Origin of the sequence: Roseivirga sp., from assembly GCF_965216855.1 — a bacterium.
GTDB lineage: Bacteria > Bacteroidota > Bacteroidia > Cytophagales > Cyclobacteriaceae > Roseivirga.
Genome location: NZ_OZ244204.1, coordinates 3,551,188 through 3,575,217, shown reverse-complemented (window position 1 = coordinate 3,575,217; position 24,030 = coordinate 3,551,188). Strand labels below are relative to the sequence as shown.

The following is a 24,030-nucleotide window of genomic DNA, read 5'->3' as shown; positions in this document are numbered from 1 at the left end:
TTGAGAACCTGGTATGTGAATCAAGCAAACTCAATTATGGCTTCATTTCAAGAGTTCTCAATCTAACTCTTGAAGTAATTCAGAGACATTAATCTCGAGACCTCTGGATATTCGAATCAAGGTCAATAGGCGTGGATTTGTTTTACCATTTTCAATCATATGAAGCTGAGTTCTTCCCACACCACAATCAAAAGCAAAGGCTCTTTGATCGAGCCCCCTTTCTTCCCTTAATCTCCTTATTTTCTTACCAAGTTTTAGAAAATCTATTTCTTCATTGCTGTTCATTATACTGAACATATATCTTTTTTCATTACCTTGTGTTCGCTATTACGAACACAAACACAATGAGTCATATCAGAATTTTAAAAATACAGAGTAAGTATCGAAACAGAAGGTGGGACATCACAACTGTCCCTGAAATTCGACTTGAAGGAAAATGGCTCGAAGAACTCGGCTTTTTAGAAGGCGAACAAATTCACATTGAACAACACTACCAAAAACTGACCATCACTTTGAAACATGAATTAAAACAAGAGCCTTCAAAAAAACTCAGGTCCAAAGAAAACGGAAAGTAAACAACTGCAGGCAAGATACCTGGACGACAAAGGCCTAAGTAAAGACCATTAAGGAGGTTGTCCTAACCTCCTTAATGGTCAAGAGGATATTACTCAGTAGTTGCTCTCCAGCATCAACTTGTTCTGCAGATACAAATAGCGAGCGTAGTTGGCTCCCATGCTTCTTTGCTCCACATTCAGTTCATAGGCCTTTTTAAAGTGTTCTACGGCTGACTTCTGATAACCTAACTTCTGATAAATTTCACCCAGGGCAAGATAGGTAGGATAGTTATCCGGGTGCTTTTTCAGATTTTCCTTGAGTAGATCCACTGCCTCTTCTTTCATGCCCTTATTCAGGTATTTGTTCAATGCATAGTAGTAAACATCAAACCCGGAAGAATTATCAAGTGCCTCTTCAATCAGCTTTCTGCCTGCCTTCTTCTGCCCCATAGTTTCCAATAATTCACCTTTAAGTACCTTATAGTTGAAAGTATAATATGACCTGTATTGCTCATTTTCCTCCTTTTCAATCAGTGGCTTTGATTGCTCCAGATAGGCTAAAGCCTGTTCTCTCGCGGTCGGATCTTTTTCAAGCGTTCTGATAGCCAGCTCATGATAGTTGTTGGCCTTTTTATCTTCCAGCTCCTTTAAGTCGGCAATCACATTGGCCAACGCATCTGTTTCTACATGGAAACTCACCGCTGTTCTTTCCCATCGCAATACCACATCGACTGATTCATTCTTTGGGTTGGCGAATTCATAACTTAGCCACTCCTGAAATGCTGTGGTTTGAGGTTGAACAGGAATCCTGAGCACATCATTGGCTTGATCATAATTAAAGGCTCCCCAAGTCTTACCCGATGAAAAAATAAGTATCCATTCATCCTTATCGACCAGTGCGAGAAAACCATACTCCCCGGCTTTCAGTGGTCTGCCTTCTACAAGCACATCGCGACTGAATGAAATGGTAGTCCTTTGGTTAGATCCTGCCCTCCAGGGGTATTCCTTACCATCAACTACAAAATTATATGGAACCAGTCCACCGAATATCTTCCTCCCATTTACTGAAGGGCTATGATACTTGATGGTAATATCAGCCTTGCCAATATTGGCCGTTGTCGTCCTCGATTGACTGACGAGCGTAGGAGCACCTACATCCTGACTAAAGGCGCCATGCCCTAGTAATAAAAAGAGTAGAGTTAAAAAATTGACCTTTACGTAATTCATCATTTTCATTTTTTGTTCTGGGATGAAATTACGAGGCCGATCAGGCCACGGGTAATGAATCAAAATGCAAGTTGATTCATCTTTGTTCAGAATTAATCAAGCCTAATCTCTTGCTGGTTATTTCCATATAGGTGAAGATCACTTACCTGACCTATTCCAAGAAACCTGAACCGGAAGCCAACAAGCTTTCCAATTGATGCATTATAAGCACCTTCGAACACCAACTCATCATCAATAGATACTGACATCTGTTTCATTTGTACCTGAACCGATATTTTGGTTGGATCCTGAAAATCATTACTCAAAGCAGACAGATCATGTTCCTTCCCGCTTAAATAGACATCATTCATCATGATATTACTTTCTGAACTACAGCCTATAGTTGAAAACGGAATAGCCAGGGCTCCTTCGCTCCCCAAAAGGTAAATACTCATTCTTTTGCATACGGCCCAGGGTTGGGTCGATAGATTTTCAACGGTGGCTGAGAGTGAGAACTGTTCATCAGTGACATCTCCCAAATCATCCACATAATGAAATGAGCTAATCACTGGTTCTTCCGCTAAATTCATTTCTGACCGCATAGCCTCTGGTATAGCATAACCTTCGAAACTCTGTTCATCCAGGTCAAAATACCTGGGAATAGGCATATAGTCGATAGTCGCTAACCAGCCATTACTTTTTAAAAACAGGTCATGCTCCTTAACTATTTCTCCCTCTACTAAAAGTTTGGCCCTGAAATAGCCAGGTATATAATAGATAGCAGTTGCCTGTGTCTGATCAGCTTTCACAGGGACTGTCTTGGTGGCATCCCAACTCTGCTGAATTAAAAGGCTATCGGATTTCAGATCTTTCGGCATGCTGAAATCGAATACCACTGTATTGGGGTATTCCATGCTCTTCACCTCACTACCAAATGTAAACTCCGAAGAATTGATCACTACCTCCGGTTGTCTGTTAGCCACCAGGCTGATAATGAAAAAGCAGAGCACGAAACCAAAAGCAGCATAAACACCCTTTTTGTTGGGCAACTTGAATCTTGGCTTCACTGAAGATTGATTTTGCTGTTTGAAATCTCGCCAGTTTTCAAAGTCCAGAAACTGAGCAATAGCATCTAGCGTGGTGATGCTCGGCTTTCCGGTATAATTAACTGCACCAAAAAAGCGCTTGAGGGTTGTCACGCTGAGACTGATATTAGTCGACTTGAATATCTGTTCCGAAAGCTCATTGAACATACTGCTATGCCACTGATCGGCAGCACCCCAACCCAGCTTCTTTTCAATTGCCTTTCTTAACCTCTCTATTTCCTTTTCCATGCTATTGTTTTCGGAAGTCTAATGACCGCCAATCTCTGCAAACCACCGAATCTGCACAAGTATGAATCGCATTGAATGAACTTGAGCATCATTGTTTCATATGGGTTGAGTAGTTCATCGTAAGTAATGACCATGAAAAATTTCAGCTACATCACGGCCATCTTATTGGCCTTTACAGTTAACCTTTACGGTCAGCAAATCCCAATAGATACAGCCCATTGGGATATCAATGCCCGGGGCTATGTCATAGAACCTCACCTGGGACAGTCTTCAATATACCTTCAAGGAGGGACTATTACCCTGAAAAACAGAGAATTCCTGAACGGAACCATTGAATATGACATCCACCTGAATCCTGAAAGAGCTTATCCGGGTGTTTATTTCAGAATTCAGGATAACCTTGATGCTGAGGAGTTCTACGTCAGAACTCATTTATCGGGAAAAGAAGATGCTACTCAGGCCATCCCTATGGTTCAGGGAGTCTCTCCATGGCAGCTATATTTTGGTCCCAGGTACTCCTTCCCATATGAATTTCAGTATAACGACTGGACCCATATCAAAATCGTGATCAGGGAAGACAAAGCTCAGGTGTTTATGGACTACAGTGCTACTCCCAACTTATCCTGGGAACTAACAAACCCGATTCAGCCTGGAGCCATTGCCTTTAATGGAGGCAATTTTCAAGGCGTACATTATGCAAACATTCAGATAAAAGATGAAGTACCTGAACTGGTTGACTTCAAGCCTATTGAAAGACAACCGGAAAAAGGGCTGATTACTGCATGGGAGATCTCAGAAAAATTCGAAGAGGGTCGTCTGAATGACCCCAAATCATTGGCCAGACTATTGAACTCCGTGAAGTGGCAAGGTACCCTGGGGGTTGAAGAAGGTGCTGCAGTAAATATCTCCCGAATCCAAAGGCTAAATGACGGAACACCGGGCAATACGGTCTTTGCCCGTCTGATTATTCAATCTGACAAAGATCAAATCAAGAAACTCGACTTTGGCTATAGCGACAGGGTATTGGCCATCCTCAATGGAGCACCGATTTACTCCGGTAGCAATAACTGGCGATCGAGAGATTATCGTTACCTGGGCACTATCGGTCTATTCGATAGCATCTTCCTTCATCTGAAAAAAGGAAGGAATGAGTTGGTTATGGCCGTATCCGAAGATTTTGGCGGATGGTTAATTACCGGAAAGTTCGATGACTTGGATGGAATGAAAGTATCACAGGACTAAGGACCTACCAGCACTTTATGAAATGTGGTAAAGTGCTGGTAGTTCTTTATTCTTATTCAGTCCTCAACCCTTTTACAGGATTAAACCGGTTCACCCTGAATACCTGCGTGATCACTACCAATGACATGGACACGATCAGAATCAGCACAGGAATCACCAACCTGTATGCTCCCATATCTAAGGGATAAGCGAAAACCATGTCTAATTGAAACTTGGTAAAATAGAAACCTAAAGGGGCACCGATTGCAATGGAGAAGAAAGTAATCATCACATACTGCTTCGACATGATTTTACTCAGGTGTCTGAAGTCGGCACCTAATGTCTTGCGGATACTCAACTCCTTCATTCTTCCGGAAATATTCAAGGTCATCAGACCGTAAAGTCCGAGCAGCGCCAGTGCCACTGCAATACCCGCCACAGATTTGTTGAATCTGGCAAAATTACTGATCAGGTTGAAGTAGCCATTCCATATATCCGCTTGCAGGCCTCCATCGAATGGGATTTCAGGGTATAACTCATCCCATGCAGATTCCATCTCATTATAGACCTCAATCTCATGCCCGGGGTTGATGCCAGCGGTGATGAACCTCAAATCATCCGGACTGGCCTGTGTGAATACCATGGGATCAATCTCAGTCCCGAAGGGTAAATTATGGAAGTCCTTCATAACCCCTACTACCATGTAGGTCTTATCATTGATTTTGATTTCCTGGCCCAGAGGATCATTTAGCTCCAATTGATTAATCAATGTTTGGTTGACAACCATTTCCTTATTGGTACCTGAAACATTATCGCTGAAAAACCTTCCGGCCAGGAGTTCAATCCCCATGGTCTCGAAATAGCCTGATTCCACATTGAACTCATTGACTTCATATTTCCTGTTGAGTGTTTCTGCCACACTCAGGCCACTGCTCCTGCCGATGTGATCTGCTGAACCGGAAATACTTTCCATATAAGGACTTCTTTCCAGCTCCGCATATAAATTATCGTACATGGCCTTGGATGGTGTATGTATATACAACACATGGCTCTGGTCGTAACCCCAGCTTCTCGACATCTGGAAATTAGTATTCTGAACAAAAACCACCGCAGCAGTAATGGTCACTACAGCCAACACCAGTTGAAAGCCCAGAAAAGACCTGGTGAGCCAACCCTTTCTTCCCAGCTTAACTTTTCCCTTAAAAATGTTAACCGCCTGAAAGCGTGAAATATAAAAAGCCGGATATATACCTGATGCAATACCAGTAAGCAACAGTAAACCGAGCAAGAACAGGTAGAAAATCTGATCAGATAATTGAATGCTATATTCTGCTCCCGATATACCCTCGAACCAGGGCATAAAAGCCCCTACTCCGAGGAAAAGACCAAAAATCATGGCACAGGAAGTAATGAATACATTCTCTGCCAGGAACTGGACCATCACCCTTCGTTTGTCGGCTCCCATCACCTTTCTAACCCCTATTTCCTTCAGCCTTTTAGCGATGGAATTAATGGCCATATTCACGTAGTTAAGACAGGCAAGAATGAGCATAAAGGCAGAAATGAAGGGTAGAGTCAATCGGCCTGGCTTCCTGTCATCATGAGAAATTGACTGCTGAATATCGGCAGAGCTTAAGTAAAGATCATTAATGGAGATCAACTGAAAATCCTTGATAGCCCAGTCCTTGTTCACCTCATTTTGTAAATCAATATAGGGCTTCATACCACTGGCCACACTACCGATTGCCGAAGGATCATTGACCTGAATCAAGGTGGCATTGAGAAACTTAGACCAGTCGTTGGGATTAAAGTCTTTGACAGCCAGTTCAATATTAGCGTAGTTGATAAGGAAGTCGAATTGAATCTCAGCTTCATTCGGAAAGTCCTCCGCTACACCGGCTATCTCGAAGTACTTTTTCTCTCCTGTTTTGAAGATGACCAGCACTTCTTTACCCAAAGGGTTTTCCGTCTTGAAATATTTATCAGACAATTCCTCGCTGAGAATTATGCTGTTAGGGTCATACAGACTTGAGGCATTTCCCCACTTCAAAGGGAATGTGAACATCTCCAGAAATTCACCATCCACCATTCTGATATCTTCATAGAAGACCTGATCATTCAGACGGATTACTGCATTTTGATCATCTACACGACAGACTTTTTCTATGTTGGCAAAGTCTCCTTTCAGATGCTCAGCCAATGGCAGTGGAGAAACACCATATTGGGTAGTTTTTCCATCCCTGTCAGCAAAAATGGTGGTCAGGAAAACGCTATCCTTATTCTCGTGAAACTTATCTGTATTCAATGACTGGTTCATAAATGAATAAGTCATCACACAGACACCAATGGCCATAGAAAGCCCGAAGACATTAATGAAGCTGCTCAGAGGATTTCTCAAAGCGCTTCTTCTCGCTGTTTTGAAGTAATTTTTAAACATGATAAAGTTTGAGTTTTTGAAAAGATGAGGTGTTTTCCAGGCGTATGGCTGGCAGCAGCGCAATACATCACGCAAGTAGTACCAACGGGCTTTGACCTTGCCCATAGACTCTGCTCTCTCATAGAAATACTCTTCGAGATCGCCATGCATTTCTTCAAATCGCTCCTTTTTGCAGTAAAACTTAAAGAAGAGATAAGGCCACTTAGGTATACCTTGGGGACGCCTCATGAATTGAATTTAAAAGCCAGATCAGGAATTTGATTTCGGAGTTTGGACCTCAAATCGAGTGATTCATCGAGCGCCCGCTTCCCATAAGGAGTGATATTGAAGAGGCGTTTGCGCTTCCCTCCTCTCTTAGATTCAGGGTCGCCTAATCTTGACTGAAGCATGCCTTTTTCTTCCAGCCGATAAAGTGATTTGTGTACAGCACTTACCGCAACTGCTCTGTCTGATTGGTTTTCAAGTTCTTTGGCAATGGCCACGGCATAGGCATCGTCATACAATACACCTACCGTTAGCAGCACCAGCTCTTCAAACTCTCCGATTTGTGCTCTTCCCATCTGATTAATTTTACAATTGTCAGCAATATACGGAAGACATTTTAATAAAGTTCTACTTTGTCAGTATTATATCTGTTTGGTTATCTCAAAAGATGGTATTCCGTTCTGAAAGCAAGTCCTACATTACTAAAGGCAGCAAAAACAGAGAAAGTTAATTTATAACTCTGTCCACCCCCTACCCCCCGCCAGCGGGGGACATGAAGACCGATAGAGCATCGGGTTGCACGGATGTCCTCCTTTGGAAGAGACGGCCGGCAAAGTCAGGATGCCCAAAGGATGGAGAAGGATTAGTCTAAATACTAATATCTAGCTACCAGCCTCTCAATACGCAATACCAGCTACTCCAGTTCAATCACCAAATCATCCTGCTCTACCATATCTCCTGCTTTGAGTACGATAGACTTGACAGTACCTGCCTGAGGTGAAGAAACTGTTGTTTCCATTTTCATGGCTTCGATCAGGAAGAGGGCCTGATTTTCTTTCACTTGGTCACCTACCTTCACTTTGACTTCGGCAATTCTTCCCTGAAGAGGTGCCCCGACCTGTCCTTCTCCTTCAGCTTTCTGATTAATGGCTTTGGTGGCTTTCAGGTTTTGGTCCCTGACATCAATGACCCGGGTTTGTCCATTCAGTTCAAAATAAACCTTTCGCATACCTGACTCATCCGCATCAGCGATGTAAAGCATTTTGATAATGATATGTTTGCCTTTACCTATTTCGACAAAGACTTCCTCATTCTGCTTTAAGGCAAAGAAGAAGGCTTTGGTAGGTAGTTGCCAAACCGCCCCATAATTGAGCCAGTGATGATAGAAATCTTTAAACACTTTAGGATAAAGCTTGTAAGAAAGGAAGTCTAGTTCATCGCAGTAGATGTCGAACTCTTTCTGGAACTCTTTGAATTCCTTCTCGAAATCCACTGGTTCCAGGTGAGCATTCGGTCTGTCAGTATATGCTTGCTGGCCTTTCAGTATAATTCTTGAAAGCTCCTGAGGAAAACCTCCCGGCATTTGGCCCAAGTCACCTTTGAATAAGCTCACTACTGACTCAGGGAATGACAAGGTCTCTCCCCTTTCGAATATATCTTCGGGAGTCAGATTATTTGAGGTCATGAAGATGGCCATGTCTCCCACGACCTTGCTGGACGGGGTTACCTTCACAATGTCTCCAAACATCTTATTCACCACGGCATAGTTCTTCTTCACCTGCTCAAACTTATGTTCCAGTCCAAGAGCCGCTGCCTGTGGTCTCAGATTGGAATATTGCCCACCCGGAATTTCATGATCGTAAACTTCTGCGGTACCCGCCTTCAACCCACTTTCGAAAGGATAGTAGTACTCCCGTACATCTTCCCAGTAATTCGCATATTTATTCAGGTTGTGCACATCAATTTTTGGATCGCGCTCATGCCCCTGAAGTGTCGCTGCCAACGCATTGAAGTTTGGCTGTGATGTGAGACCGGAAAGAGAGGCAATAGCTACATCGACTATATCTACACCTGCTTCAATGGCTTTGAAATAAGTAGTGGCCTGCATAGATGATGTGTCATGGGTATGCAGGTGAATAGGTAACCCGGTCTTCTCTTTTAAAGCACTGATTAAAACTGTAGCTGCTTCAGGTTTCAAGAGCCCCGCCATGTCTTTAATGGCCAACATATGAGCCCCCTCATCTTCAAGCGCCTGAGCCATGTCCAGATAGTATTGCAGGTTATACTTACTGTTTTTATCCAGTACATCTCCGGTATAGCAAATACATGCCTCTGCAATAGAGTTGGTCTTTTCCCTCACGGTACGGATACTGACTTTCATGGCCTCCACCCAGTTGAGCGAGTCGAAGATTCTGAAAACATCCATCCCATGCTCGGCAGACTTGATGATGAATTTTTCGATAAGATTGTCCGGATATGCTTTGTAGCCAACACCATTGGACCCTCTGAAGAGCATTTGCATCAGGATATTAGGCGCTGCCTCACGCATTTTCTTCAATCTGTCCCATGGGTTCTCATGGAGGAAGCGCATACTGACATCGAACGTAGCCCCACCCCACATTTCCATAGAAAAGACATTGGGTTGGTTTTTAGCAAACCCCTGCGCCACTTTGAGCATGTCGAGTGATCGCATTCTGGTAGCCAACAGTGACTGATGTGCATCCCGCCAGGTTGTATCTGTAAATAAGATCTGTTTCTGATCTGTGATCCATTGGGTTAAACCTTCAGGTCCTCGCTCTTCGAGAATCTGCTTGGTTCCTGATGGATACTCTCCCAATCGATCGAACTCCGGAACCTTAGGCTCTCGTAGTTTTACGGATGGGTCAATTTTCTTGACACTTGGATTACCATTGACCGCTACCTCTCCGAGGTAATTGAGCAGTTTGGTTGCCCTGTTCATATAGCGAGGCATCTGGAACAGTTCGGGGTGTGCCTCTATAAATTTAACTGTAGCTTTCCCGGTGTAGAAAAGCTCGTGATTCAATACGTTTTCAAGGAATCCCTTATTCGTAACCACCCCTCTGATTCGGAATTCAGAAAGGGCTCTTTGCAATCGCTGCGAAGCTCCTTTCAATGTTCTTCCTGAAGCGGTAATCTTAACCAGCATGGAATCAAAGAATGGTGAAATAGTCACCCCGGCATAGCAATTACCCGCATCGAGACGGATTCCAAAACCTCCCGGAGAGCGATAGGCTATTATGGTTCCATAATCTGGTTTGAAGTTATTCTCAGGGTCTTCAGTGGTAATCCGGCACTGAATGGCAAAACCATTTTTCTGAACATCTTCCTGACTTTTGATATAAATCCTTGGATGATCGAGGGGATAACCCTGAGCAATTTCTATCTGTGACCGTACAATGTCTATCCCGGTAATCTCTTCAGTAATAGTGTGCTCTACCTGCACCCTGGGGTTTACCTCAATAAAGTAGATATTCTCTTCTGCATCGACCAGAAACTCGACAGTTCCTACGTTGTTGTAGTTTACCTCCCTGGTAATCTTTAAAGCGTATTCATATAGCTTCTCTCGGGTTTCATCCTTCAGTCCGATGGAGGGAGCCACCTCCACAACTTTCTGATACCTGCGCTGTACGGAACAATCTCTTTCATATAAATGCACCAGATTGCCGTAATTATCGCCCATAATCTGCACTTCAATGTGCTTGGGGCTATCAATGAATTTCTCAATGAATACAGTATCGTCACCAAAGGCTTTCTTAGCCTCACTTTTAGCTTCATTGAAAGCCTGCTCCAGCTGATCTTCGGTTCTTACAACGCGCATTCCACGACCTCCACCGCCAGCGGCAGCCTTAACCATTACAGGGAATCCGATTTTCTGAGCTTCCTGAAGGGCTACCAGACTATCTGTTAAATCTTTCTGACTATCCTCAATTAATGGAACTTCTGCATTTCGAGCTACAATCTTAGCCTGAACCTTATCGCCCAAACGCTGCATTACTTCTGGTTCAGGACCTACGAAAGTAATTCCTGCCTCTTTACAGGCTCTAACGAAGTTTACATTCTCAGAAAGGAAACCATAGCCGGGATGTATTGCATCTACTTCCTCCCTCTTGGCCAATGAGATAATCTCTTCAATGTCGAGATAGGGTTTTAATGGATCATCATCTTCACCAATCTGATAGGCCTCATCGGCCTTGTATCGGTGAAGTGAGTAGCGATCTTCATAGGTGTACATGGCCACTGTTCTGATCTTCATCTCAGATGCAGCTCTTAAGACACGAATGGCAATTTCACCTCTGTTGGCAACAAGTAGTTTCTTAAACTTTCGAATGTTTGGCTCCATATTTTAAAAGTCTTGTGGGAAATTAACAGAATAGTCAGTGCATGACAAACGCAAATCGTCATTCATACGAAGTCCAAAGTCAGTTTTATTACTTCCGTTGATTGCCTTCAAAAAAAGATGCTGAAATTGCGGGTTGAAATGTCAAAGCTTCAATAATACTAACACGAATGAATTCAGGAAGTTATCGGATTGAGAAGGTTTCTGCTGAAGAGCTAGAGGTGCTAAGGTCACTTTCTGTAGAAACTTTCAGTGATACGTTTTCCAACATGAACGATCCTGAAAATTTCGATTCTTATCTAAAGAAGGCTTTTAGTATGCAGAAGCTAAGTGATGAGTTTAAACACCCTGACTCTTTCTTTTATTTTCTGAAGGATGAGAGCGGCCTACTGGGTTACCTTAAGATCAATACCAAAACGGCCCAGACAGAACAACTTCTGGACAGTGCTTTAGAAATTGAACGGATTTACATAGTACAGGAAGCTCAGGGAAAGGGCCTTGGAAAAGCTTTACTCGAGTTTGCCATGGGGGAAGCCAAGGCAAGACAATTGTTATGTGTCTGGCTGGGGGTTTGGGAGAAAAATGAAAAAGCCATAGCGTTTTATAAACACCATGGCTTTGAGGTATTTGCAGACCATCCGTTTAAGCTGGGCGATGACCTGCAGCGTGACCTGTTGATGAAGCGCTTCGTTTAGCCTTTTGCTGTCCTTTCCAAAATCCAGTTTTTTATGATTTCCATAGTTTTCGGAGAGAACGTTTCTTCGATTTCACTATACTCACTAGATTCTCCTGTTTCGGCTTGCTGGAAGAAGTGGTTTTGTCCTTCAATTTCCATAATGGTATAATCCTTATTTCTGGCCTTCTTGAGTGCTTCCCGAATAGCCTCTTGATTTGGCTTGGCAAAAACCTGAGTATCCTTTGTGCCATTCAGAGACAACACCGGACATTTTACTTTCCTGTATACATCAGCAGGGGTGTAATTGTAGAAGTATCTGGTCCAGGGATTGGTTCTTACATCGATCAAACCATTAAGAATGGTTTGTTTATCAGCTCCCTCAGGGATTGAACCATGAAAGAAGTCTGAACTCATATAATGGGCTGCCAGTTTCTCTCTCACCACTTCAATGTCTTCTTTGGCAGAGGCAATATCCAGCACTCCCCTCATAAATGTCTCATAAGCTTCAAAATCAGGTACCCTGCCTTTTGCAGAGTGCAAAGCCTGCTGCAACGAAGTCTCATAACCTGACAAACCTGTGCCTGCCAAATTCACAAAAAAGGCAATGTCACGAGGGATTTCAGTTATAACCAAAGGGGCAACAATTCCACCCTCGCTATGACCAATCAGTCCGATTTGATTGAGGTTAACATCATCTCGGGTCTTCAGGTAGTTCACAGCGGCCATTGCATCGGTAGCAAAGTCTGCTGTAGTAGCACCGCTAAAATCTCCCGTAGAGCCATTCACTCCTCTGTCATCATAGCGGAGAACGGCAATACCATTTCTGGTGAGGTAATCAGACAATACCAGGAAGGGCTTGTGACCAAATATCTCCTGATCACGATTCTGTGGTCCACTTCCTGTTATGAGAATGGCTACGGGTGGATTCTCTACACCTGCGGGTAAAGTGAGTGTACCTGCCAGTTGAATTCCCGCCTTCTCATTTTTAAACACTACTTCCTCTGCCTGGTAAGGCAAGGGCATTTCAGGTTCCTGAGGCCTTTTTACCCTGGCCTCTGTTTTTGCTCCAGCTTCTGCCTTAGCCAGGTTTAGAGGTAATTGATTGACGCCTTCTTTGAACTTACCTTCAAAGGTTGACTTCTCTTCATTGAAAGTACCCCTGTATTCCCATCCATAGTTGCTTCCGTCAATAAACAGCTCTCCATCTTCAAAGGTGGTTGCCTTGGCTTTCAGGTTTCTAAGATTCCTTCCGGGTATAGACATGGTTGCTGCAAGGTTTCCGTCTACCGTCTCAATATCGAAGACAAAGCCTATTTCATTAGTTCCGGCTTTCAATGTACCCTGCCAGCTTCCATCTATGTGCTGGGCTTGCATACCGGCACTTAGAAAAAGCGCCAGTTTCATGGTTATCAGTATTCTAAACATATTCTTTTTGGTTTCTGAATTAGACATAGTTTTCCTGTCTGAGCTTTCGCTCAGTATTTTATTTTCCTGATTTTCAAATGATTAATTAAAGATTAGAGCAGTTCATCTTCTGCGTCTGCCAGTGGATCCTGTCCTCTGAGGTTAATGAGTTTTTCGCGCATAGACTCCAGGTTTCTTTTCTGGGTCACGTAGAAAGTATTGTGTTCCCACCGGGCTCCAAAATATCCTACAATAAAGAAGATAGAGAGAAATGCTCCTTTATACCACTCATCCAATGTATCTACTACTGAAGCCACACTTAAAATGGCCACGATAAAGTATAGGCCTTTTCCCATGGAGGAGAGCCTGACCTGATACTCTGCATTGGCTATGGCCAGATCAATATCACCCAGAATACTGTTATCAAAAGTGTTTTGAATATTCAGTCTTTTCTGTCTTCTCAGAAAGATAAATACTGCTGTACCCAACATGACTGCAGCCAACACCAGTGGAATTAACTCGTAATCGGCTTTGTAAACACTGGCACCTACAATTACGGTTGTACCAAACAACAGGGCCTTCATCATAATTTTCTCACTACGGCTGGCAATTCTTGCCGCCTTATTTCTTTTGTTAATCACACGGTCATGTAATGCCGACTCATCTATTGCATACATGGCCTGATTACTCTGCGTATCCCATATTTTTTTCATTTCATCGAATTCCATCGTTCTACATCTTTTTAGACTGTTCCGTGAGATACTTTTTGATTCTATTAATCTTCACTCCCACGTAGTTTTCCGATATCCCCGTAATAGAAGCCATTTCCCTGTAGCTGAAACCATCGAGCAAGAGCAGGCAGAGTGACTTATCTACTTCATCGAGCTTTTGTATTTGCTCATACAACCAGGTGAGTCTTTCATCGGGTTGCTCCTCTTTGGGTTGAAGTATGTGATAGTAATCCCTGTCTTTTTCCTTTTCCTTTTGATTTTTGGTTTTCAAACTCCATTTGATGGCCTGGTTTAAGGCTATCCTGTAAATCCAGGTAGAAACTGCGCAGTCGTTCCTGAAATTGTTGACAGATTTCCAGACATTGACCGCAATCTCCTGAAAGAGATCTTCCTGATCTTCTGCCACTGAGCTGTAAGAGCGTATTACCTTAAAAAAGATACCTCTATGCTCATGAAGCCATTGCTCGAATATCTCTTGCTGTTGCGAATCTGTCATATCCAACTGTCGACCCATTAGTACCGGGTGGGTGAGAATTTCTTACAGCAGAGTACAGATTTTTTCTGATAATTTTAAAAAAGCTGAATAATAAGTACTTAAAGCCCGTTTTATAATCAGGTTAAAAAGGTGTCTGGGTTTAAAAAAGTCTTACCTCAACCAAAACCTTCAAAGCCTTCAATCATTTTTAGCATATTTATAAGACCCAAGATTTCATCAAGCAAAACCAACCTCAGCCATGAGCAAACTCATTTTTTCAGAAAAAGACTTTCAGGAACTGTTTACTGATTTACATGCCTCAGGCTTATGGCACGATGGCAAGGAAATATCTGACGCCATAGCCATCGATGAACCGGAAGACATTCTAAAAGCCTACCGGGAGCAGAAAGGGGTAGAAGGATTTGACCTGAAGAAGTTCTTTAACCATTATTTCGACCAGGCCCCTACCCGAGAAGTCAATTACCAAAGCGACACAACAAAACCGGTAGAAGAGCATATTGAAAAGCTGTGGCCTATTCTTTCCAGAGAGCCTGAAGAACCCGACTATTTCTCCACCCTGATCCCTTTACCTCATGCCTATGTAGTGCCTGGAGGCAGGTTTAATGAGATATACTACTGGGACAGCTATTTTACCATGCTTGGACTGGTAGAAAGCGGGAAAGTAGATTTGGTGGAGAGTATGGTGAAGAACTTTGCTTACATGATTGAGAGCTTTGGCTTTATCCCAAACGGAAACCGGACTTATTACCTTGGCCGTTCTCAACCTCCCTTCTTTTCATTGATGGTGCGCCTGTTGGCTGAAGAAAGAGGTGAAGAGATAATCATAGAATATCTACCCGCCATGGAAAAGGAACACGAGTTCTGGATGGAGGGTCATAAGAAATTATCATCTGCCTGGCCAGACCATAAACGTGTCGTCCGTATGCCTGATGATGAAATATTGAACAGGTACTACGATAACATTCATAGTCCGAGAGCAGAAATGTATCAGGATGATGTAGAACTCATCAAAACCAAAGGTGACCTGGGTAAAAGGACGCTTCTGAATATCAGAGCAGCTTGCGAATCTGGCTGGGACTTTAGCTCCAGGTGGTTTGAAGTCCCTGACGATCTGGGCACCATTCGCACTACCGAAATAGTGCAGGTAGACCTGAACTGCTTGCTTTACCATCTGGAGACGATGATCTCTAAAGCTTATGCTTTAAAGGAAAATAAAGACAAATCGACACATTTTTCCAGCCTCGCTGAGAAAAGAGCTGATGCTATTCAAAAATACTGTTGGAATGAAGAGACAGGCTTCTATCACGACTATCTGCACATGTTCCATATGCCAAGCCCAAGTATTAATGCCGCTGCCGTATTCCCATTAGCTTTCCAGCTAGCTTCCAGCGATCAGGCACGATCAGTGGCCAGGATAATTGAAGAAGAACTATTAAAAGATGGCGGGCTATTAACCACCAACGTAGAATCAGGGCAGCAATGGGATGCTCCCAATGGTTGGGCGCCCTTACAGTGGATGGCTATCTGGGGACTACGCAACTATGGTCTGGGTGATCTGGCAGATCAAATCAAGGAAAGATGGGTCAACCTGAACATCAAAGTATTTAGAAATACAGGCAAACTGATGGAGAAATACAATGTAGAAGACACTTCACTGCTGAGCGGTGGTGGAGAATATCCCGTTCAGGATGGGTTTGGTTGGACAAATGGTGTACTTTTGAAATTGATCAAGGAAAAAGAATAGTATGAGGAAAGTATTGGCAATTATTCCGGTCTTAGTTTTAGCCATGGCTTGCCAGAAGCAACCGGAGCCTTTGCAATTGGAGCAGGTAACAGGTGAACTGGAGTCTAAACTTGACGTGAACTGGACAGACTTACCTACTAATCAGGATATCACTACCACCTCCCCGGTTGGTGGTGAACACTTTGCGCCCATAAGTACAGAAGACTTTGGAGTAAATTCTGAGACGCTGGTTTACGATCCTGCAGTAACAGGGCTTTACTATGATGTGCAGAACCTTACAGGACTTTCAGAAATAGGCCAACTGGAAATGACAATTAGTGTAGTTTCAACCAATGGATTTATTGAGCGGCTCACCACAGTAACTCTTAACAATGTTGAGAACACCACGGAAAACAATGGAGCCAGATCGAAAATACCCATTTTCACAGCAGATGACACTGGCGATGTTAACCTGAATGCACTGGTTGCAATGAATCAATCTATCATTCTGGGTAGAATTGTTTTTCAGATAGACCTTGTTGGCCGCAATGTACACCTCAAGAATCCGGAAGACTTTGATATTGTTTTCTCCTATGACCTTCAGGGGAATATTGAACAATAGAAGAATAGATTTTAGGGAATAAAAAAAGCTCAGAAATTTCTGAGCTTTTTGTTTTGCAGTCCCTAGGGGAATCGAACCCCTGTTTCCAGGATGAAAACCTGGCGTCCTAACCCCTAGACGAAGGGACCAAATTTTCGGTGTGCAAATATAGATTTCGGATTTTTAAAACCAAAAATAATTTTATCGAATTATTTCAATCGATTCCAACGGAACCCATTTCTTTCAGCATTCATTTATATTTGAAATGGCGTAGGGCTTTGTTAGTTTTGCGCCACAACAATCACTAATAAAACCGTAAAGGACATGTCTAAAATAAAAGTAGCCATTAACGGTTTTGGAAGAATCGGACGATTGACTTTCAAGGCCTTATTGAGCAAAGAAAATGTTGAAGTAGTTGCTATCAATGATTTGACAGATACTGCTACCCTTGCCCACCTATTGAAGTACGACTCAGTACACGGCAAATTTGATGGCACCGTATCTTCTACTGCTGATGGTATCGTTGTCAACGGAAAAGAAATTAAAATCTATGCTGAAAGAGAGCCAAAGAATCTTCCTTGGGGAACCCTTGGAGTTGATGTTGTGCTTGAGTCTACCGGTAGATTTGTAGATGAAGCTGGTGCAGGCGGACACCTGGAAGCTGGTGCTAAGAAAGTAGTTATCTCTGCTCCTGCTAAAGGTAATATCCCAACCGTAGTACTAGGTGTAAATGAGGATATCCTGACAGGAAACGAAACTATTGTTTCAAATGCCTCTTGTACTACCAACTGTCTGGCTCCAATGGCTAAGGTATTGGACGATGCTTTCGGTATCGAAAAAGGATATATTTCAACTGTTCACGCTTACACTGCTGACCAAAGAATTCAGGATGCTCCTCACAGCGATTTGAGAAGAGCAAGAGCTGGTGCGGTTTCTATTATCCCTACGTCTACAGGTGCTGCCAAAGCTGTTGGTTTGGTATTACCTCACCTAAAAGGTAAACTCGATGGTATTGCATTGAGGGTTCCTGTGCCGGATGGTTCATTGACTGACTTAACTGTGGTTGTTAATAAAGAAGTAACCGCTGAAGAGGTAAATGCTGCTATGAAAGCCGCTGCTGATGGTCCTTTGAAAGGTATTCTGGAGTACACTGAAGATCCAATCGTTTCAGTTGACATTATCGGAAACCCTCACTCTAACATTTTCGATTCACAACTGACTGCTGCCGCTGGCACTTTGGTTAAAGTGGTTGGATGGTATGACAATGAGGCTGGTTACTCTAACAGAGCTGCTGACTTGATCGTTAAGTTGGGTGCTTAATTAAAACCTAAAGTATAATGGAAGCCCTGGTGGAAACATCAGGGCTTTTTTTATTGCCTTTGTTTTTGGGTTATGTCGCTTCTACGAAGCTCGGAAGAATCTCATTATGAGCAATAGTCATGACATAACGCCACTCTGCGGCTAAGTGGAACACACATTAGCCCAAAAAGCAAAACATGACATAGCATAACATCATCAGTCCAAAGCCTGGCTCCATAGGAGCCTGATGTTATAAAAATCAATGCCATGGAAATTAAGCTCCGTAGGAGCGACATATCCCCATTACCATGATGGGAAATAATCTCTTCACAAATAATTAATCCGTAATGCATTGAACTATCCTGTCTATCCACTAGTTTTACAATCGAAATGACAAACCCGAGTCGCTATAACATGGGGCAATAGATTAAATCAAGGACAACATCTAGTCATAAAAATGAGATGAATAAAAAGGCCGCTCGAAAGAGGGCTTATTTTTTTGCCGTCTTCTCAAGTATCTCATTGGCTCTTTTAGCCATATCTACCGACTGAAGAATCTTCATTTTGAGTTGGGCATTGTAGTCGGGATTGGCTGCAAGAAATTTCTCCACTACCTCTACTGCTTCTCTGGAATTATGGTCACCTAATGTTTGACCCAACCAACGGGTAGGGAAGAAAATATCACCTGTCTGCTGAATTTCCTGAAGTAGTTCCAGACTAGGCTCTATATACTTCAAAGAAGAGGATCTTCGCAAAGGATGATGAAGGTTACCTAAGCCTCCCAGCACCCAGGATTCTGTCTCACGCATCTTCTCATCCTTCAATGATTCAAAAAAGGCGTCACGCTGAGTTTCATCATTGCTCAGAGTAGGTGCGATGAACTCAAACCGGCTTTTGGAGTCCGGGTTCTTGATTCGCTCTAATTGTTGCGCCACAATATCATCGGCTCGATCCGGCATCTTAATAGCCAGATTCGAAGCTAAACCGATATAGTCGTTTTCCGATAGTTTAAGTCCTGCGATATTAACCGTCCCATCCTCTGACCAGATGCTGTATAATCTGTTCAGGTTAGGTTGGGTAATAGATATGCTACTATAGGTATTGAAAAAGGTCTTCTTGATTGAAGGATCACTGTGCAGTGTAGTCATACAATGAAACAGCAAGCGCTCCAGGTCGGGTGCCATTAAATTTCTCTGGTTATCGGAAAGGAGATTCCAATAGACACTTCTTAGCTGGCCTAATGCCTGTCCGATAAGCAACTGGTTCTGCTCCCTCTGCAAGAGCCACTTAAGGATCTCTATATATCGGGTTGGGTTATACTGCCCTTCTTTACCGAGATTGGAGGGCTCCAATAGACTTTCGTACATATTAATCAATTGAGCACCTTTCTCAAGTTCACTCAACCTATCCCATTGGTCTGTCAATAACGCGTAAGAAACAGGGAAGAGGCCATAACCCATTCCATTAGAGTTGGCCAGTATCTCAAAATCTCTCCAGGTTGGATCCAGCTTCATTTCATAAGGTTGATCAGCAGAAACTACCAGGAGCTCCTTTCTGTCCTTTCTGAAGGTACTGAAAAGCTTCATCCTAAAACCCTGGGGCCATGAACGTCCGGCCCCACTCATATCTACCTGGCGCAAGGAAGCATTAACTCCGTCAGCTCCCTCCTGTACATCCAGATCAAATACAGGTCGACCTGGTGTATTTACCCAGACCTCACTCCATCGCTTCAAATCAACCTCTGTCTTTTTATCCAGTATGTTGATGAGATCAGGCCAGGTAGCATTTTTCATAGCATAGGTGCTCAGATATTCCTGAATACCTGACCGAAAGACTTCTTCTCCCAACAATGACTCCAGTTGCCTCATCATGATAGGAGCTTTATTGTAAATAATGGCACCGTACATTTGCCCTGCTTCATTGAGGTTTGGAAGCTGCTGGCGGATAGGATTTGCACCTTCCGTCCTGTCTACTCCATAGGCCGAGGGATAATGTCTTAGCAGGAAGTTGAGGTCATGATTGATCTCTGGAAAACTCGGATTCACCATCTTGGCCGCCATAAAATTCGCGAACACCTCTTTGGTCCAGACATCGTTGAACCAGTCCATAGTAACCAGGTTACCAAACCACATATGCCCCACTTCATGGCCAATCAGACTGGCCCTCCCAAGTAATTGGCTTTGCGAAGGGTCTTCATCCAGAAAAAGTGAATTAGCTCTGTATTGAATTGCTCCTACATGTTCCATTCCCCCATATTGAAAACTGGGAATCAATGCAAAGTCTAGTTTCTTGAAGGGGTATTTAATACCAGTATACTGTTCCAGCCATTGAATAGAGGCTGCATGCAAATAGAATATGAAGTCTTTGTTCCTCTTTACTTTCTCTGCATCTGTCTCTCTGTGCAGCATGGTAAAGGTTCTACCTTCCACAGATTGTGTTATGGATTCAAACTCCCCTGCCACAAAGGAAAACAAATAGGTACTGATCAAATCAGACTTCTCATAGCGAATGTTCTTTCTGTTATTCTCCACTTTGGCCAATGCCACTGGCGCATTAGAAATGGCGTTCCATTCCGCTGGTACATCCAGTGTAAGTTCAAAGTTGGCTTTGAGGTTAGGCTGATCGAAGCAAGGAAATGCTGTTCTTGCTCTGTCTGGTACAAAAAGGGTATAAAGAAATTCTTCCTTTCTGTTGAGAGAGGTCTCCCCCGCCCAGAAATTCACCTCTACCTTATTGAATCCTTCAATCAGGTTTTCTGCCTTCAGCATAATATGCTCGTTAACAATCTCCAGAGGCTGGCTTTTTCCATTGACGAGTAGCCCTTTGAGGTGATCTTGAGATACTTTAAAATCGAGAGGTATGTCTTTTGAATTGTCTGTGAGGTTGAATGTGAGTTCTTCCAGTGCCTGAATCTTCTGATCAAAAGCCGATGGTATTCTGAATTCGAGCTTGTAGTTCACAATAGAAACCACAGACTTACGATACTGAGCCATATCAAGTGCCACTCCGGGAGCAGCCAGCTCAGTTTCCTTTTCAGAAGAACATGAATAGACAAGAGCCGCAAACAGGGCCAAAAGCAATACTCTCTTCATTTAAATAAGGATTAAGTCTTTTCTTAGTTCTGGTGGTATACCGAAATGCTCACCCATAAATCCATCCATTTCATCTTTGGTTTCTTTGGAGAGCAATTCATTCATTTCCTCCATGGCCAGCTCACCAATCATAAATGGAGGCATAAAGTTGGTTACCAATCTGTCACCTTTAAAGCAAGCTCCCATCTGATACTCTTTCATCTCTTCCTTGTGGGTCCCTTTAATCAGGCAATGAGACAACCAGTGCTCAGGATCATCAGGCTTTTCCTCAATACGCTCCTGTAGCTTCGTGAAATCGGTATTCTGCATCATGTAAGCAGATAAATTCTGCATACTCTCCTGCGACATGGCGTCTTTCATCTTTTCATAGCAAACAGAACAGATGGCATATTCAAAGAGCACTTCAGTGGTTCTCAACTGTGAATAGGTTTTAAAAACCTTTTCAATCATGTAGAAGCGATCGCCCTCCAATACAGGGTATTCGCAGTCAATACATTTATCGAGTGGTGCACCGGTATCCGTATTTAAAAAAATCGAAGGGATGGGTAATCCCTCTTGTTCATGCTGATCTTCCATTCTATGATTTTTTATCTACCATGGTGGAGGCCACCTGGGCAGTAGGTAAGATGAGTGTGTCTGCAATATTTACATGGGCCGGTCTGGTGACAATAAACTGAATCAGGTCAGCTATATCTTCGGCAGTTAGTGCATCGAAGCCCTGATAAACCGTGTCGGCCCGATTGTTATCTCCCTTGAAGCGGACCAATGAGAACTCCGTTTCCACCAATCCGGGACATACCTGAGATACCTTAACCCCTGTTCCCAGCAAATCCATACGCATACCATTATTAATAGCATCTACTGCATGCTTTGATGCGCAATACACATTACCATTGGGGTATACCTCCTTACCGGCAATAGAACCAATATTGACCACGTGACCGCTACCTCTGTCTATCATGCCGGGCACAATGGCCTTGGTAACATAGAGCAAGCCCTTTACATTAATGTCTATCATGGCATCCCAATCTTCAATACTACCATCCTGTAACTTAGACAGGCCGTGCGCATTACCGGCATTATTTACCAAGACATCGATTGACTGCCAGTCGGCAGGAATTGACTGTAAGGCACTATCTACAGCTTCTCTGTCACGAACATCAAAGATTAGCGGCAGTGTTTTTACTTTCAGTTTGGCAGATAATTCTTCTAGCCTTTCCTTCCTTCTGCCACAGATAATCAGGTCATATCCTTTTTCAGCCAATGCCACAGCTGTAGCCCATCCTATACCGGATGTTGCACCGGTCACTAAAGCAATTTTCTGCATTTGAAATTCTTTTTGAGAAGCTCCAATTTAACAGAAATTCATCAGAAGAAAGACCTGATTTATTTGAAGTGATGCTTAATCTGAGAAATGAAGATAAAGAGTGAAATTATGAGTAGTAAGCCTCATAAGACCATCGTGATAAATATTGCTTGAGTTATTCATCACATTCATCAGGCCTCTGGCATACCGGATTTCCGGAGAAAACTTAAAGAACTCAAAATACCTTTCCAGACCAATACCAAACTCAACTTTGGCATTAAGTCTTCTGATTTCAAGTCTGTCACTATTGGTAATCAGGTCTTCTTTTCCGGCCCTCATTGAAGCGCTTACACCAAAGACCATATACATTCTGGAGTTGTCTCGCCTGATTGAACGGTATTTGAGAAATACTCCCGGTTCAATTCGGGTAGATTCAATCAGCTGAGAGTCCACAGTACCATCGGTATAATTGTAGTCTACGGTGTTCTGATATAGCCCGATTTTCACAGGAACGGTCCTCAGTGTGAATTGATCGTCCAGCCTGAAATTAACCATAAAGCCCAGATTAAAACCCGCACTTTTCTGTGATACTACTGAACTGATATCGTCATATTGGGGTGTATCAAAAGCTTCGGAATACTTAACGCCATAGTAGTTTTGGTGTGCTCCGAGGAAGAATCCATACTGAATTTTCTTTTTGTCGCTTTCCAGGCGGTGGAGCGTCACACCCTGCCTTCTTGTTTGTGCTGACAGAGCAGTAGTACCAAGAAGGATGACCAGGAAAATTACTTTTGCCCTATGTATATGGAGCTGATACCAAAAGTGAGTGGTCTGCATTCTACATTCTTAAATCCAACTTCTGTAAGGATATTCAAAAAGTCCTGTCCATCAGGAAACGCCTCAACAGACTCTGGCAAATAGGTGTAGGCTGATTGATCCTTAGAAATTAGCTTACCAATTATCGGCAGAATCGACTTAAAATAAAAATTGTAGAGTTGCTTCATTGGGAAGCGTTTCGGGCGGGAAAATTCAATGACAACGATCTTTCCTCCCTCCTTCAGCACCCTGCACATATCGCTAAGTCCCTGTTGCAGATTTTCAAAGTTCCTTACGCCAAAAGCAACGATGGCTGCATCAAAGGTATTGTCATCGAAAAGGAGCTTTTCGCTATCTCCCATTTGCATATCTATAATATGATCGACACCCTTCTTCTTCATTTTCTCACGACCAATCTCCAGCATGCCTGAAGAAATATCTACCCCTACCACTCTATCAGGGTTAAGCGCGAGTGCTTCTAGGGCAAAGTCTCCGGTGCCTGTAGCTACATCGAGGATCTGTTTGGGTTGATCTTTTTTGAGAAGCCTGATGGCCTTCTTTCTCCAGAGAATATCTATGCCAAGACTAAGGAAATGGTTCAGGAAATCGTACCGCTTACTGATGTTGTTGAACATCTCAGCAACCTGCTCTTTTTTTCCTCCCTCTTTTTCCTTGTAAGGTACAACTGCCATGTCTTTTCAATTAGGGTGCAATAATACGAAGGAAACAGCCGGTTATAAAGTTTGTTCAGATTATTCTGGTTAATATAAACAAGGGTTCATGCTCGTTTAC

20 protein-coding genes and 1 tRNA gene are annotated in these 24,030 nt (G+C 43.0%); 6 read left to right on the top strand and 15 right to left on the bottom strand.

Annotation, left to right across the window (positions count from 1 at the left end; all coding sequences use genetic code 11):
• Positions 1-57: 57 nt before the first annotated feature.
• On the bottom strand, positions 58-285 hold the full coding sequence (locus ACOOEY_RS15845) for a helix-turn-helix domain-containing protein (RefSeq protein WP_420388659.1): 228 nt from the start codon (positions 283-285) through the stop codon (positions 58-60).
• Between the two features lie 59 nt (positions 286-344).
• Between ACOOEY_RS15845 and ACOOEY_RS15840 the strand changes: the two genes are divergently transcribed.
• A complete protein-coding gene (locus ACOOEY_RS15840) occupies positions 345-575 on the top strand; it encodes a SymE family type I addiction module toxin (RefSeq protein ID WP_420385698.1) in 231 nt (76 codons plus the stop codon).
• 93 nt (positions 576-668) lie between these two features.
• Here ACOOEY_RS15840 and ACOOEY_RS15835 read toward each other — a convergent pair whose 3' ends face one another.
• Together ACOOEY_RS15835 and ACOOEY_RS15830 are read right to left on the bottom strand one after the other, a co-directional pair.
• A complete protein-coding gene (locus ACOOEY_RS15835; protein WP_420385697.1) occupies positions 669-1,784 on the bottom strand; it encodes a DUF2911 domain-containing protein in 1,116 nt (371 codons plus the stop codon).
• A gap of 89 nt (positions 1,785-1,873) precedes the next feature.
• The gene (locus tag ACOOEY_RS15830) at positions 1,874-3,094 is read right to left on the bottom strand and encodes a hypothetical protein (protein ID WP_420385696.1); all 1,221 of its coding nucleotides are present in this window, start codon (positions 3,092-3,094) and stop codon (positions 1,874-1,876) included.
• Positions 3,095-3,226: 132 nt separating this feature from the next.
• Between ACOOEY_RS15830 and ACOOEY_RS15825 the strand changes: the two genes are divergently transcribed.
• Positions 3,227-4,336: a hypothetical protein gene (locus tag ACOOEY_RS15825; RefSeq protein WP_420385695.1), complete on the top strand. Its 1,110-nt coding sequence runs from the start codon at positions 3,227-3,229 to the stop codon at positions 4,334-4,336.
• A 52-nt stretch (positions 4,337-4,388) separates the two neighbouring features.
• On the opposite strand, the gene ACOOEY_RS15820 is transcribed toward ACOOEY_RS15825, so the two are convergent.
• The 3 genes from ACOOEY_RS15820 to ACOOEY_RS15810 form a co-directional block, all read right to left on the bottom strand.
• Positions 4,389-6,980 (bottom strand): ABC transporter permease, encoded by a 2,592-nt coding sequence (locus tag ACOOEY_RS15820; protein ID WP_420385694.1) that lies wholly within the window; start codon positions 6,978-6,980, stop codon positions 4,389-4,391.
• Positions 6,977-7,312 carry a PadR family transcriptional regulator gene (locus ACOOEY_RS15815; protein WP_420385693.1) on the bottom strand — a complete coding sequence of 112 codons (336 nt, stop codon included), beginning with the start codon at positions 7,310-7,312 and terminating at the stop codon, positions 6,977-6,979. The genes ACOOEY_RS15820 and ACOOEY_RS15815 overlap by 4 nt, the downstream gene beginning before the upstream one ends.
• A gap of 338 nt (positions 7,313-7,650) precedes the next feature.
• Positions 7,651-11,097 (bottom strand): pyruvate carboxylase, encoded by a 3,447-nt coding sequence (locus ACOOEY_RS15810; protein ID WP_420385692.1) that lies wholly within the window; start codon positions 11,095-11,097, stop codon positions 7,651-7,653.
• Positions 11,098-11,264: 167 nt separating this feature from the next.
• Here ACOOEY_RS15810 and ACOOEY_RS15805 point away from each other — a divergent pair, with 167 nt between their 5' ends.
• Entirely contained in the window at positions 11,265-11,789 is a 525-nt protein-coding gene (locus tag ACOOEY_RS15805; RefSeq protein WP_420385691.1) for a GNAT family N-acetyltransferase, read from the top strand.
• Here ACOOEY_RS15805 and ACOOEY_RS15800 read toward each other — a convergent pair.
• The 3 genes from ACOOEY_RS15800 to ACOOEY_RS15790 form a co-directional block, all read right to left on the bottom strand.
• Positions 11,786-13,222 (bottom strand): alpha/beta hydrolase family protein, encoded by a 1,437-nt coding sequence (locus tag ACOOEY_RS15800; RefSeq protein WP_420385690.1) that lies wholly within the window; start codon positions 13,220-13,222, stop codon positions 11,786-11,788. The two genes, ACOOEY_RS15805 and ACOOEY_RS15800, sit on opposite strands and share 4 nt — an antisense overlap.
• Before the next feature lie 65 nt (positions 13,223-13,287).
• Entirely contained in the window at positions 13,288-13,887 is a 600-nt protein-coding gene (locus ACOOEY_RS15795; protein ID WP_420385689.1) for a hypothetical protein, read from the bottom strand.
• Between the two features lie 19 nt (positions 13,888-13,906).
• Positions 13,907-14,401, bottom strand: coding sequence for an RNA polymerase sigma factor (locus ACOOEY_RS15790; RefSeq protein WP_420385688.1), 495 nt, complete (start codon positions 14,399-14,401; stop codon positions 13,907-13,909).
• Positions 14,402-14,639: 238 nt separating this feature from the next.
• Here ACOOEY_RS15790 and treF point away from each other — a divergent pair, with 238 nt between their 5' ends.
• Positions 14,640-16,145 carry an alpha,alpha-trehalase TreF gene (treF, locus tag ACOOEY_RS15785; RefSeq protein WP_420385687.1) on the top strand — a complete coding sequence of 502 codons (1,506 nt, stop codon included), beginning with the start codon at positions 14,640-14,642 and terminating at the stop codon, positions 16,143-16,145.
• Between the two features lies 1 nt (position 16,146).
• Entirely contained in the window at positions 16,147-16,746 is a 600-nt protein-coding gene (locus ACOOEY_RS15780; RefSeq protein ID WP_420385686.1) for a hypothetical protein, read from the top strand.
• A gap of 56 nt (positions 16,747-16,802) precedes the next feature.
• On the opposite strand, the gene ACOOEY_RS15775 is transcribed toward ACOOEY_RS15780, so the two are convergent.
• A tRNA-Glu gene (locus ACOOEY_RS15775) sits at positions 16,803-16,874 on the bottom strand.
• Positions 16,875-17,049: 175 nt separating this feature from the next.
• Between ACOOEY_RS15775 and gap the strand changes: the two genes are divergently transcribed.
• Positions 17,050-18,045 (top strand): type I glyceraldehyde-3-phosphate dehydrogenase, encoded by a 996-nt coding sequence (gene gap / locus ACOOEY_RS15770; RefSeq protein ID WP_420385685.1) that lies wholly within the window; start codon positions 17,050-17,052, stop codon positions 18,043-18,045.
• 470 nt (positions 18,046-18,515) lie between these two features.
• On the opposite strand, the gene ACOOEY_RS15765 is transcribed toward gap, so the two are convergent.
• The 5 genes from ACOOEY_RS15765 to ubiE all read right to left on the bottom strand — a co-directional run bounded on the left by ACOOEY_RS15765 (position 18,516) and on the right by ubiE (position 23,930).
• Positions 18,516-21,116: a M1 family metallopeptidase gene (locus ACOOEY_RS15765; RefSeq protein WP_420385684.1), complete on the bottom strand. Its 2,601-nt coding sequence runs from the start codon at positions 21,114-21,116 to the stop codon at positions 18,516-18,518.
• Positions 21,117-21,692, bottom strand: coding sequence for a hypothetical protein (locus ACOOEY_RS15760; protein WP_420385683.1), 576 nt, complete (start codon positions 21,690-21,692; stop codon positions 21,117-21,119).
• 1 nt (position 21,693) lies between these two features.
• Positions 21,694-22,443: an SDR family NAD(P)-dependent oxidoreductase gene (locus tag ACOOEY_RS15755; protein WP_420385682.1), complete on the bottom strand. Its 750-nt coding sequence runs from the start codon at positions 22,441-22,443 to the stop codon at positions 21,694-21,696.
• Between the two features lie 75 nt (positions 22,444-22,518).
• A complete protein-coding gene (locus ACOOEY_RS15750) occupies positions 22,519-23,259 on the bottom strand; it encodes an outer membrane beta-barrel protein (RefSeq protein ID WP_420385681.1) in 741 nt (246 codons plus the stop codon).
• Entirely contained in the window at positions 23,208-23,930 is a 723-nt protein-coding gene (gene ubiE, locus ACOOEY_RS15745; RefSeq protein ID WP_420385680.1) for a bifunctional demethylmenaquinone methyltransferase/2-methoxy-6-polyprenyl-1,4-benzoquinol methylase UbiE, read from the bottom strand. Before ubiE ends, ACOOEY_RS15750 begins: the two co-directional genes overlap by 52 nt.
• Positions 23,931-24,030 lie beyond the last annotated feature (100 nt).